This window comes from Acinetobacter tandoii, assembly GCF_008867985.1.
Taxonomy (GTDB): domain Bacteria; phylum Pseudomonadota; class Gammaproteobacteria; order Pseudomonadales; family Moraxellaceae; genus Acinetobacter; species Acinetobacter tandoii.
Genome location: NZ_VXLD01000001.1, coordinates 298367 through 311051, shown reverse-complemented (window position 1 = coordinate 311051; position 12685 = coordinate 298367). Strand labels below are relative to the sequence as shown.

The 12685-nt window shown below is 40.3% G+C and carries 13 protein-coding genes; 3 read left to right on the top strand and 10 right to left on the bottom strand.

The features are described from left to right. Positions 1 to 2: 2 nt before the first annotated feature. The 6 genes from rnc to F4W09_RS01430 all read right to left on the bottom strand — a co-directional run bounded on the left by rnc (position 3) and on the right by F4W09_RS01430 (position 5897). Complete coding sequence (gene rnc / locus F4W09_RS01455; protein ID WP_016166839.1) at positions 3 to 695, bottom strand: ribonuclease III; 693 nt, start codon at positions 693 to 695, stop codon at positions 3 to 5. Further along, positions 667 to 1041: a DUF4845 domain-containing protein gene (locus F4W09_RS01450; protein WP_151503783.1), complete on the bottom strand. Its 375-nt coding sequence runs from the start codon at positions 1039 to 1041 to the stop codon at positions 667 to 669. The genes rnc and F4W09_RS01450 overlap by 29 nt, the downstream gene beginning before the upstream one ends. Positions 1042 to 1064: 23 nt before the next feature. Continuing rightward, the gene (gene lepB, locus F4W09_RS01445; protein ID WP_016166841.1) at positions 1065 to 1892 is read right to left on the bottom strand and encodes a signal peptidase I; all 828 of its coding nucleotides are present in this window, start codon (positions 1890 to 1892) and stop codon (positions 1065 to 1067) included. A 21-nt stretch (positions 1893 to 1913) separates the two neighbouring features. Continuing rightward, complete coding sequence (gene lepA / locus F4W09_RS01440) at positions 1914 to 3731, bottom strand: translation elongation factor 4 (RefSeq protein WP_104441738.1); 1818 nt, start codon at positions 3729 to 3731, stop codon at positions 1914 to 1916. Positions 3732 to 3903: 172 nt separating this feature from the next. Continuing rightward, positions 3904 to 4356, bottom strand: a complete 453-nt coding sequence (locus tag F4W09_RS01435) for an acyl-CoA thioesterase (RefSeq protein WP_151503782.1) — start codon at positions 4354 to 4356, stop codon at positions 3904 to 3906. Positions 4357 to 4517: 161 nt separating this feature from the next. Beyond that, positions 4518 to 5897, bottom strand: a complete 1380-nt coding sequence (locus F4W09_RS01430) for a Do family serine endopeptidase (RefSeq protein ID WP_151503781.1) — start codon at positions 5895 to 5897, stop codon at positions 4518 to 4520. 229 nt (positions 5898 to 6126) lie between these two features. Between F4W09_RS01430 and nadB the strand changes: the two genes are divergently transcribed. Next, positions 6127 to 7767: an L-aspartate oxidase gene (nadB, locus tag F4W09_RS01425; RefSeq protein ID WP_171492372.1), complete on the top strand. Its 1641-nt coding sequence runs from the start codon at positions 6127 to 6129 to the stop codon at positions 7765 to 7767. An 83-nt stretch (positions 7768 to 7850) separates the two neighbouring features. Here nadB and F4W09_RS01420 read toward each other — a convergent pair whose 3' ends face one another. The 4 genes from F4W09_RS01420 to pabC all read right to left on the bottom strand — a co-directional run bounded on the left by F4W09_RS01420 (position 7851) and on the right by pabC (position 10853). After that, on the bottom strand, positions 7851 to 8276 hold the full coding sequence (locus F4W09_RS01420; protein WP_044739977.1) for a PaaI family thioesterase: 426 nt from the start codon (positions 8274 to 8276) through the stop codon (positions 7851 to 7853). 89 nt (positions 8277 to 8365) lie between these two features. After that, entirely contained in the window at positions 8366 to 8965 is a 600-nt protein-coding gene (tmk, locus tag F4W09_RS01415; RefSeq protein WP_151503779.1) for a dTMP kinase, read from the bottom strand. 3 nt (positions 8966 to 8968) lie between these two features. Beyond that, the gene (gene mltG / locus F4W09_RS01410) at positions 8969 to 10033 is read right to left on the bottom strand and encodes an endolytic transglycosylase MltG (protein ID WP_151503778.1); all 1065 of its coding nucleotides are present in this window, start codon (positions 10031 to 10033) and stop codon (positions 8969 to 8971) included. 7 nt (positions 10034 to 10040) lie between these two features. Then, on the bottom strand, positions 10041 to 10853 hold the full coding sequence (pabC, locus tag F4W09_RS01405; RefSeq protein WP_151503777.1) for an aminodeoxychorismate lyase: 813 nt from the start codon (positions 10851 to 10853) through the stop codon (positions 10041 to 10043). A gap of 159 nt (positions 10854 to 11012) precedes the next feature. On the opposite strand from pabC, the gene F4W09_RS01400 reads away from it, so the two are divergent. Continuing rightward, positions 11013 to 12020, top strand: coding sequence for a sulfate ABC transporter substrate-binding protein (locus F4W09_RS01400; RefSeq protein ID WP_151503776.1), 1008 nt, complete (start codon positions 11013 to 11015; stop codon positions 12018 to 12020). Between the two features lie 31 nt (positions 12021 to 12051). Beyond that, positions 12052 to 12657 carry an alpha/beta hydrolase gene (locus F4W09_RS01395; protein WP_044739966.1) on the top strand — a complete coding sequence of 202 codons (606 nt, stop codon included), beginning with the start codon at positions 12052 to 12054 and terminating at the stop codon, positions 12655 to 12657. Positions 12658 to 12685: the final 28 nt, after the last annotated feature.

Sequence of the window (12685 nt, the reverse complement as noted above, 5' to 3'; positions counted from 1 at the left end):
GATTACTGCTCCAAAAGTTTTAAAATATCCGCCGCTGCAGCTTGCTCTGCAAAACGACGACTTGAACCTTCACCTTTAAATAGAGGTAAGCCCTCAACCGTACAATTCACCTTGAAATGTTGGTTAGGCGCATCCCCTTGTATATCGACCACTTCATAAATAGGAAGCGGCTTCTTACGTGCTTGCAAATATTCTTGCAATCTTGATTTAGGATCTTTCAGTTGATCTGTCGGTTCGATATGATCTAAGTAAGGTTCATACCATTTTAGCACGATACGCTCTAATACAGTTAAGTCAGCGCAATCCACATAAATTGCACCGATAATCGCTTCAACCGTATCTGCCAAGATCGACTCACGATGATGCCCACCAGACTTCAACTCACCTGTACTTAAAATTAAGCTGGTGCTGAGTTTTAAATCATTTGCGATTTTACCTAAGGCTTCTTGCCGAACTAAGGTCGCTCGCATACGCGTCAAACGACCTTCATTTTCATGTGGATAAGCATGGTACAAATAATTAGCGATAATCATTCCTAACAACGAGTCACCTAGAAACTCTAAGCGTTCGTAATTATATTTATGGCTTACCGAACGGTGCGTTAAAGCAAGCTGAAGTAACTCAGCTTGCTTAAACTGATAACCAATACGATTCACCAAGCGAATATCACTTAGTTTGGGCTGACCTTTGATCAAAACTTTTCTCAAACTTTAACACTAAATCAATATTCAGTAAGAAAGGCTTTCTTACCTCATAACTCTTTTTCACTTGCAAACCATCAATATTGGTCACTTGAGCAATGTCTTCAAATTTAATATCGCGAACATTGTTCATATCTAAACGTAGCCCCATTTCGCTTGAAAATTTCGATGGACTGGTATCAGCAGGGCTACTTTGCAGTAATTCTGTAATCTGACTATCAATCACACGATCATCCCAATAGGGTCCCCAAACTGCAATGGCAACCTTTGCTAAAAAAGCAAAGCCTATAACTGCAATTAAAATACCAATATATGATGCACCTTTTTGATTTCGACGCATTTTTTATTTTCCATTTCGGTCAATTAATCAATTTTGCCGTTACGACTAAACGACGGCAGTTTAAAGCCAGGCTCTTTATGCATCCAAACATAGAATGCTCGCCCAGTTAAGTTCTCTTCAGGTACAAATCCCCAAAAACGACTGTCAGCACTTTGATCACGATTATCCCCCATCGCAAAGTAGTGCCCTTTAGGAACTTTCACTTCCCAATATAAACCATTTTCAGTTGAGTATTTACCATTTTCAATATAATTAATAAATGGTGCTTGACGAGCAACATTCACCCCTTCCAACTCACGCATGGTAAAGGTATGTTCGCCCAAAGTTTCCTTATGATAAATAGAGGTCGGTGTATCTAAGGCATCTTTCTCACGACTAAATTCCACTGGAACTTTCGCAACTTTTTTCCCATTAATCGTTAACTGACCATGATCATAAATAATATGGTCACCTGGCAAACCCACAACACGCTTAATATAGCTAATAGTCGGTTGTGGTGGATAACGGAAGACAATAACATCGCCACGTGCTGGTTCACCAACTTCGAGAATTTTCTTATTCACAATGGGTAAACGCACACCGTAGTCAAACTTATTTACTAGAATAAAGTCACCTGTCTCTAAAGTTGGCACCATAGAGTCTGACGGAATATTAAATGGTTCGTACAAGAATGAGCGTAAAACCAAAACCACCGCCAATACAGGCCAGAAGTCATAAGCCCATGTAATAATGAAGTTTTCATTACCCCTTCCCTTAGTTTGTCTTTGTTTTAATACAAACTTATCTAGTAACCACACCAAGAAAAAAATCAGGGTGGCAGGCACGAGTATTAAATTAAAATCAAAATCCATGAGCTAAACAACCTCTAATTCTTATCTTTCTACTTTCAACACAGCCAAGAACGCTTCTTGCGGGATTTCTACACTACCCACTTGTTTCATGCGTTTCTTACCTTCTTTCTGTTTAGCAAGAAGTTTCTTCTTACGTGAAACGTCACCACCATAACATTTAGCTAATACGTTTTTACGCATCGCTTTTACAGTTGAACGCGCAATAATTTGTGCCCCAATTGCAGCTTGAATTGCGACATCAAACATTTGGCGTGGAATCAAATCCTTCATCTTTTCAACTAATGCAATGCCACGATGGCGAGCATCTTGACGGTGACAAATCATAGCCAAGGCATCTACTTTTTCACTGTTAATTAAGACATCAACCTTAACTAAAGATGAACTTTCGAAACGTACGAAGTTATAGTCTAGCGATGCAAAACCACGTGAACATGATTTAAGCTTGTCAAAGAAATCCATTACGACTTCAGCCATTGGAATTTCAAAAGTAATCGAGACTTGATTACCTAAGAATTTCATGTCCTTTTGCACACCACGACGCTCAATACATAGGGTCATCACATTACCCAAGTATTCTTGCGGTACAAGGATATGACACTCAGCAATTGGCTCACGTAAATCTTCTACCGTTGAACCATCAGGCATTTTTGATGGACTATCGATATAAATTATTTCACCCTTTTTGGTTAATGCTTCGTACACGACCGTAGGCGCAGAACTAATCAGATCAAGATCGTATTCACGTTCAAGGCGTTCTTGAACAATTTCCATATGTAACATGCCCAAGAAGCCACAGCGGAAACCAAAGCCTAAGGCATCTGAACTTTCTGGTTCAAAGAACAATGCCGAATCATTGATTTGTAATTTTTGCAATGCTTCACGGAACGGTTCAAAATCACTTGAATCAATCGGGAACAGACCTGCATAAACCTGTGGTTTAACCTTTTTGAAACCCGGTAAAGTAGCAACTTCAGGGGTTGCTGCAAGCGTGATGGTATCACCTACCGGTGCACCAAAAATATCTTTAATACCCGCAATTACAAAACCTACTTCACCAGCTTCAAGGATATCTGTTTCCGTATGCTTAGGATTAAATACACCCACTGAAGTTACTGGATGAGTTTGACCTGTCGATTTAACCAACATTTTGTCGCCCTTACGGATACGACCTTGTTTAATACGAACTAAAGATACAACGCCTAGATAGTTATCGAACCAAGAGTCAATAATTAAAGCTTGTAAAGGCGCATCACGATCACCCACAGGTGCTGGAATCACGTCTACTAAGCGTTCAAGTACACCCTCGACACCCAAGCCAGTTTTTGCAGAACAAGTTGGGGCATCCGTCGCTTCAATGCCGATAATTTCTTCAATTTCGTGAATAACGCGCTCTGGTTCTGCTTGCGGTAAATCAATTTTGTTCAAAATTGGCAAAACTTCTAAACCTTGTTCAATTGCGGTATAGCAGTTTGCAACCGATTGAGCCTCAACACCTTGTGCAGCGTCTACAACCAACAATGCACCTTCACAAGCCGCTAAAGAACGAGACACCTCATAAGAAAAGTCTACGTGTCCTGGGGTATCAATGAAGTTCAATTGATATTCTTGCCCGTTTGGATGCGTATAATATAAGGTCACAGAAGCCGCTTTAATGGTAATCCCACGTTCGCGTTCTAACTCCATTGAGTCCAAAACTTGGGCTTGCATTTCACGATCTTGTAAACCACCACACATTTGAATAAAACGGTCAGCCAAAGTTGACTTACCATGGTCAATGTGAGCAATAATCGAAAAATTTCGGATGTTATTGATATCAACGGATTTTTTAGCTTGCGCCATGAGTTACCTTAAGAAAAAAATAGTGCCAAGTACAAAGCTGAGGTACTAAGCGTAAGCGGTTAAACAAATTGCTGCCGATTATAGCAGATTGCAAAAATGAAAAAGTGATAAATTCGTTTAAACGTTCAGGTTTTTAAGCCTGTACATTTTTCAAACTTGTGCCAATCGGCTTTTAAACCATATAGCTATGTGAAAAATCTAATGGATTAATCTGATCATTTAAGGGTTGATACGCTTGCGAAAATGTCGGCGAAATACGTTTAGGTCTTCCTGTTTCAATTTCAACACATGCCCATTTAGTCTGCCCCATAAATAGCACAGCTTGATCGGCTGGTCGGTAAAAAACATATTGACGAAATAAATACATACTATTGATGTCACTTAGCCATGTACGTAAGACAATTTGGTCGTCTAATAATGCTGCTTTTCGATATTGCACATGATGCTCGACTGCAACCATGGCATGTTTGAGTTCTAAATACTGTTGAATGCCTAAACCTAGCTGATCAATATGTGCTGTTGCAACATCCTGCATCCACTGTACATAAACTACATTATTCACATGCCCCAAAACATCAATATGTTCTGGCTTTACCGTCAAATTTAAATCAAAAATCGCGCTCATTAATTTATTCGTCCTGTCCATGGTTACATTCATGTTTAAAAACCATGTATATGTTTTTCACACTTAAGCTGATTTGACTGTCCGAACATCAGTCAAAAAAGCCAGTCTAAACTGAATAGACTGGCTTTTACTAGTTCATGTCATGATTTCACATAAAACAGTTAAATACGCATCCCTAAAATAGCACGCTGTCCTTCACGAATCAGTGAAACACGCACAATGCTATCTTTCTTTAAACCTGAAACTGTTTTGATGAACTCTTTCGAATTATTGATGGTTGTATTGTTCAATTGGGTAATGACATCACCTGGTAGAATCCGTGCTTGAGACGCCACCCCACCACGCATGACGTCTTGAATCAATACACCACCTTTAATGTTCAGTTGTGCTAATTCAGCAGGTGTTAAATCACGAATTGCTACCCCAATTTTTGGCCCAGCACTTTCTGCGCCCTGATCTACTTTAGCAGGTGTATCATCTGGGGCTGTAGTTAAGGTTGCAGAAATATTACGGGTTTTATCATCACGCAATATTTCAAGTTGAATAGTTTGATTTGGTACAGAACGGTTTAAATAATTGAGGAGTTCTGAGGTCCGTGAAATCGCTGCACCATTGTATTTCAACACAATATCACCTGTTTTTAGACCTGCTTTTGCTGCGGGTGAATTTGGTGTTACATCGGTAATTAAGGCACCTTCAGGTTTTGGTAAATTGTAAGATTCTGCCAAGTTACGATCAATATCCTGCATCATAACGCCCAGATAAGAACGCGTTACTTTACCATTCTTCTTCAACTGGTCTGCAATATCCATAGCAACATCAATTGGGATAGAGAAAGACAAGCCCATATAGCCACCTGTTCCACTAAAAATACGCGAGTTGACCCCAACCACTTCGCCACGCTGATTAAATAATGGTCCACCTGAGTTACCAGGGTTTAAGGCAACATCCGTTTGAATAAATGGAACCGATGTTTCACCCATCATATTCCGCATTTTAGCACTGACAATCCCAGCAGAAGCCGAATAATCAAAGCCAAACGGCGAACCGATGGCCAATACAGGTTCACCCACTTTAAGTTGATCTACATTCCCCGTTATTAATGCAGGAAATTGATTACCTTTGACTTTGAGCAATGCCACATCAGTACGTTCATCACTACCAATGACCGTTGCATCTAGTTCACGACGATCGTTCATCATAATCGTGACTTTTGAAGCATTTTCGACTACATGATGATTCGTCAACAAATAACCATCTTTACTGATAAAAAATGCACTGCCATAAGCCGTTTTTTCTTGTGGAACTTGCTGCTGTGGAATTATGACTTGATTACCAAAAAAACGACGTAAGATCTCTGGTACTTGTTGCTGCATAATTTCTTCTTGGGTCATTTTTTTGACCACATTCACGCTCACAACCGCAGGACTAACTTGCTCAACTAAATTTGAAAAATCCACTGCTGGTGCGGCTTGAGTTTGTACTGCCACCATTGTAAAAACCGCAGCATACATTCCTTTTTGTAAATAGCCACTTTTCATAAAACTCATTCACTCAATTATTGTTACGTATTACACAAAAATTTTTTATCATAAAACTCGTTATTCTTGCGTAATAATATGTTCAATTATGTTTTAGCAAAACAAGTACTTATTTTTAGATTAAGTTATAGGAAGTTAATTGCTTTTTCTGATGAGCACTCGACTATTTTACACTTGCCTTTTATCGCAAAAAGCGTTGTCATTACCAAACTTTTTTTAAAATTAGCTGATGGAAATGTCTAATTTAAGCTCAACGCATCAATTTGATGTGATTATTGTGGGCAGTGGTGGTGCAGGTTTAAGTTTAGCACTGTCATTACCTCATCATTTCAACATTGCAGTTTTAGCAAAATCAACCCTAACCGATGCCAGCACTTATTATGCACAAGGTGGGGTTGCCGCTGTTCTGGATGAAACGGATTCCATTCAACAGCATATTGATGACACCATGATTGCAGGTGCACATTTATGTGAACTTGATGCAGTCAAACAAACCGTTGAAGGCGGCAAACCTTCTGTCGATTTCCTGCTTAATAATGGCGTGCAGTTCACTTTAGATGAACAATCGCAGTTACATTTAACCCGTGAAGGTGGTCATTCACAACGTCGTATTATTCACGCAGCCGATGCGACAGGGCGTGCAATTTCGACCACGTTGGTACAACGTGCGCAAGAAAAAGACAATATTACGATTTTTGAAAACTTTATCGCGATAGATTTAATTACTTCGCAAAAACTTGGTCTAGACGAAGCACATAATCGTGCCCTTGGTCTATACGCACTCGATGAGAAAACCGAACAAGTTCATACTTTCCTCGCACCATTTACCGCTTTGGCATGTGGCGGAGCAATGAAAGCTTATCTGTATACCTCGAATCCTGACATCGCTACTGGTGATGGGATTGCCATGGCCTATCGTGCAGGGTGCCGCGTGGCAAATATGGAATTTAACCAATTCCACCCTACTTGCTTATACCATCCGCAAGCTCGCTCATTCCTCATCACCGAAGCGATGCGTGGCGAAGGGGCTTATTTAAGATTGCCTGATGGTGAGCGTTTCATGCTGCGTTTTGATGAACGTGCTGAACTGGCTCCACGTGATATTGTTGCGCGTGCTATCGACTATGAAATTAAGCGTTTAGGTATCCGTCATGTCTGGTTAGACATTACACATAAGCCAGAAGCCTTCGTAAAAGAGCATTTCCCAACGTTGTATGCTCGTCTACTTGAATTGGGCATTGATATCACTAAGGAAATGATTCCTGTGGTGCCTGCTGCACATTACACTTGCGGTGGCGTGGTGGTTGATGAGCATAGTCAAACTGACATCCACGGTTTATACGCGATTGGTGAGACTTCTTATACAGGACTACATGGCGCTAACCGTATGGCGAGTAACTCTCTGCTCGAATGCTTCGTCTACGGCATGAGTGCTGCTGCACATATTCAATCACATTATGTTGAAAACTATCGCTCGCCTCAAGTTCCAGAATGGGATGATTCGCAAGTTATGAATCCCGATGAAGATGTCGTCATTTTGCAGAACTGGGATGAATTACGTCAAACCATGTGGAACTATGTAGGTATTGTCCGTACCACCAAACGCTTACAGCGCGCCTTACACCGTATTGAAATGCTCAAGCGTGAAATCACGGAATATTATGAAGACTATCAGGTCAGTAAAAACCTGATTGAACTGCGTAACTTGGTGTTAGTTTCAGAAATGATTGTTCGATGTGCTATGGAACGCAAAGAATCTCGCGGGCTACATTTCACTTTAGACTATCCTGAATTGGCACCCGAACTACGCAAAACAGTACTCACTCCTCCAAACTTTCAAGTTGAAACACCTTTAGTGAATGCTGAATAAAATACGGCAGGTACAGTTATTTTGAACTGTACCTGCCTTTTAAACCATCAAATTTAAATAAGTACAATAAATCAAATAAGTCGTTATATAATTGTGCGCCGAGGTGGAACAGAATATGTTCCCGTCACATGTGCTACAGGTTCATCTTCATTCACTGAATAGATCCAGACTTCGCCAACAATAAGAGATTTGCCAACTTTCATCAGTTTACATACTCCACGTAGGTCTTGCGAAGCAGCGGGTTTTCGTAAAAAGTTAATGTTCAAATTGGTGGTAACCGTTAGCCCGACAATCCCAATTTCACCCAGTATTGCAATATACAAAGCATAATCTGCAACCGTCATCATGGTCGGTCCTGAAACCGTACCACCAGGACGCAAATCTCGATCATCAATATGATAAATGACTGTTGCTGCCCGTTCCGTAATGGATTCGATCTCACATTTTTCCAAACTTTGCGGAAAATGTTGCATCAAAAACTGAATAATTTCAGCTTGTTTACTCTGCATATTCATTGCCTATTATGATCCGTCTTCCCTATTCGATCACCACTATAAAAGATTATTCAGTGATCGACACTAGGAAAATTGATCAACTATTACACCAAATATGACAAAGCTTGGGCAAAAACTTGTTCTGGTGTCTGCGTTGCATCTAAACGTTTCATACGCTCAGGTTGCTGTTCCCAAAGCATTTGATAACCTGTACGAACCTTTTCAAAGAAGCTGACTTTCTCTTGTTCAAAACGATCTAAAGCACCACGTTCACGCGCACGTGCCATGCCAGTTTCAATTGGAGCATCTAACCAGAAGGTAATATTCGGCATATGAGAGACAAAATGATCGTTTAATAAATTTAATTTAGTTTGATCCAAGCCACGCCCTGAACATTGATAAGCAAAACTTGCATCAGTAAAACGGTCACATAAAACAGTTTTACCTGCTTGCAAGGCTGGGACAATGACTTGTTGTAAATGCTGCGCACGTGCAGCATAAATCAACAATAACTCTGTATCATTTGACATTGATTCATCATGATTCACCGCTAGAAGTAGACTACGGATTTGCTCAGCCATTGGCGTTCCGCCTGGCTCACGCGTCAGAACGACATCTTTACCTTGCTGTTGAAAATGCTCATGAATTTTACGAATGAGAGTGGTTTTCCCGACACCTTCTGTGCCTTCAAAACTAATAAACATGCTTCACTCCTGCTTCGACTTTAATACGGATAAATATTCTTTGACAGCGCGATTATGCTCGTCCAAGGTTGCGCTAAATTTATGACCACCATTACCCGTAGCAACAAAATAAATCGTGTTGGAGTCATCTGGATGCATTGCTGCCTCAATTGCTTTTTTACTTGGTAAAGCAATAGGCGTTGGGGGTAAGCCACTCATGGTGTAAGTGTTATAAGCAGTCGGTGTTCTTAAATCTTGGCGGGTAATATTGCCTTTATAGCGATCTCCCATTCCGTAAATGACGGTTGGATCTGTTTGTAAACGCATACCCTTTTGCAAACGACGTACAAAGACACCTGAAACTTGCTGTAGTTCACTGTCCAAACTGGTCTCTTTTTCAATAATAGACGCCATAATCAGCGCTTCATATTTATTGTTATAGGGTAGATTCGGAGCACGATTTTCCCAAGCTTGATCGAGATTTTTCATTTGACGGCGGTACAAGTCTGTCAAAATTTTCTTGTCCGATTCACCTTTATTAAAGAAATAGGTGTCTGGTGCAAATAAACCTTCAGGATGTGAAAAAGGAATGTTCAAGGTTTGCAACATTTCAGCCTGAGGCAAGTTTGAAACCTCTTTTTTTACCAGTGGATTTTGTCGTAATTGCTCTACCAGTTGTTTAAAGGTGGTGCCTTCAATGACCAAAACACGATTCATCTGCGCATTTTCAGCGTTAGAAATAAACTCTAAAACCTGACGTACACTCATACCCTGATCAATTTCATAAACACCAGCTTTTAAGCTCTCGTGAATCATGATTTTTTGATAAAGCTTTAAAATGATAGGAAAATAAATCTTATTTTCTTTCGACAGTCGATCAATCAAACCTGAGTAACTATCCCCCTGACCAATGGCTAAAAGCTGTTTTTTCCCTTCAACTGGATAGGTCTTAAATAAACTTGACCAAAGAATACCTATGACAACAGCTAGAAATAGCCCAATAAAAATTCCCCATTTTTTAGCGGAGAATGTTGCTGTTGGTTTGCCTTTTTTAGCAGGCTTTTTTTTCGGTTTTGGTTTACTGCTCATAATAAAATTAGGCTATCTGATTCAATTCTAGGGTATTAAAAAGTTCAATGCAGGGTTCAACCATTAATGTTTGCTGATCTAACACTGTGGCAATTTTCATGGGCTGCAAGGCATTACAGAAAAATAGGCTTTGTATATTTACTATCTCTTCCGATTTCACCAAACGCTGTTCGCATGGAATATCTTGCTGCTGCATACGACGAAGAATTTCAGCACGCATGACACCATGCACGCCATTATAACGAAGTTCAGGCGTAATCCATGTGTCATTTATGCGAAAGAAACAATTACTGCTTATCCCTTCGACAACTGAGCCTTGTACATCCAACACCAAAGCCTCTAGCAACCCCTGTTGATCGGCTTCTTGTTTAAGTATGACCTGTTCTAAACGGTTTAAAGTTTTTATGCCCACCAAGTTTGGCATACTCAATCCCATAACACGCTGCAAGATACCCGACTGAATTTTCTGGTAATGAAATGTCTCAACAGTTTGTGGATAGAAGAACACCCAGACGTCAGCAACATGATCGGGCAGACTATAGCCGCGTTGTCCATCACCGCGACTAATGACAACTTTTAAAGTCCCATTTAGACACCCAAAACTTTGTTGCATTTCTACTAAAGTTTCAGCAATCAAATCTAAATTTGCATGAAGTGATAAACGTTCACATGCCAACTGTAAACGCGCGTAATGTAAGCGTTCCAGCTCAATCTGATTATTCACAATTCGTGCAGTCGTAAAGCAGCCATCGCCATAATGAAAAGCACGATCAAGTAAGGTGACGTTCGTAACTTCCTGTGCATTCTTAAAACAAAGCATAACTACCCCCAAAGATCCTGTTGTAGTTTAGGGACTAGATTATCTAACTTATTTCTTTTTTATTCATATCAAATTCGTTTTTTATTATTTTTTTTGCAAAAAACACAACGCTATTCTTTGCTCATGTTAACGAACATTTAGAATTATTGAGGTCTGAAAATGCGTTTTTCTACACTTAAACTCGGGGTTGTTGCTGCACTCATTTCAATTACAGCAGTACATGCTTCGGCAAAGGATTTCCTAAATGTGTCTTATGATCCGACACGTGAACTCTATGAAGACTTTAACAAACAGTTTGGACAATATTGGAAAAGCCGTACAGGTCAAGACATTAACTTCAAACAATCTCATGGCGGTTCAGGCAAACAAGCACGTGCCGTTATTGATGGCTTAGATGCCGACGTTGTTACGTTAGCTTTGGCAGCCGATATTGATGCGATTGCAGACAAAACCAACTTACTCCCGAAAGATTGGCAAAAGAAATTCCCACAAAACTCGACCCCTTACACATCAACTATCGTGTTTTTGGTTCGTAAAGGCAACCCTAAAGGAATCAAAGATTGGGGCGATTTGGTTAAGCCAGGTGTAGACATTATTACACCGAACCCAAAAACCTCTGGTGGTGCACGTTGGAACTATTTAGGGGCATGGGCATGGGCTAAACACAAATATGGTTCTGATGCCAAAGCACAAGAGTTTGTTCGTCAAATTTACAAACAAACCAAAGTACTCGACTCAGGTGCCCGTGGTGCCACAACAACTTTTGCTGAGCGCGGAATCGGAGATGTATTACTGGCTTGGGAAAATGAAGCTCACCTCGCTGTACGTGAACAACCCGGTAAATTTGAGATTATCACACCATCTTTATCTATTTTAGCGGAACCTCCTGTTGCGATTGTTGAAAAGAATGCGCAAAAAGATGGCAATTTAAATCTTGCGAAAGGTTATCTGAACTTCCTGTATTCACCTCAAGGACAAGAAATCGCAGCGAAGAACTATTACCGTCCACGTAATGCAAGCGTACTGAAAAAATACTCAACAACCTTCAAACCATTAAAACTGGTGACAATTGATAAAGAATTTGGTGGTTGGAGCAAAGTGCAAAAACAGCATTTTGACAACGGCGGTATTTTCGATCAAATCGTGAAAATCAATAGCGCAAAATAAACCGTTATTTTAATTACACAGGAGCAACGTCATGATTCATACCGTAATCGTACCGGGTGTAGGTGGTAGTGAAGCACAACACTGGCAATCTTGGTTGCAACGTAACCTCATGTCTAGCTCCCGTGTAAATCAGACTGACTGGAACCAACCTGTCCTTAATCACTGGGTAGAGCAATTTACGAAAACTCTGCGCCCTCTTCAAAGTGATGTACAAATCGTCGCACATAGCTTTGGCTGTTTAACGACAGTGGCGGCATTAGCATTGCATCCTGAGCTAAACAAGCATGTGAAAAAGTTGATTTTAGTTGCACCTGCCAATCCTGCCCGATTTGGCGAAGCGGGTTTCGCACGTGACAGTAAAACTGATTATCAAGCATTCTTTCACCAATTGAAGATTCAGGTGCCTACAACCTTGCTCATTAGTGAAAATGATCCATGGTTAAGCTTTGAAGATGCGCAACAGTTGGCACGTAGCTGGAAGCTGCAACCAGTGAATTTAGGTCAAGTGGGACATATTAATGTTGCATCAGGTTTTGGACCATTTCCTGAAATTTATGACTACCTGATTCCTGAACGCTCAATGTCTCGAATGCGTCTGTCTGATGATTATCCACATTTTCTGAACTATGCACTCTAGGGTCTGCATAATTTAATTTACTGATTAT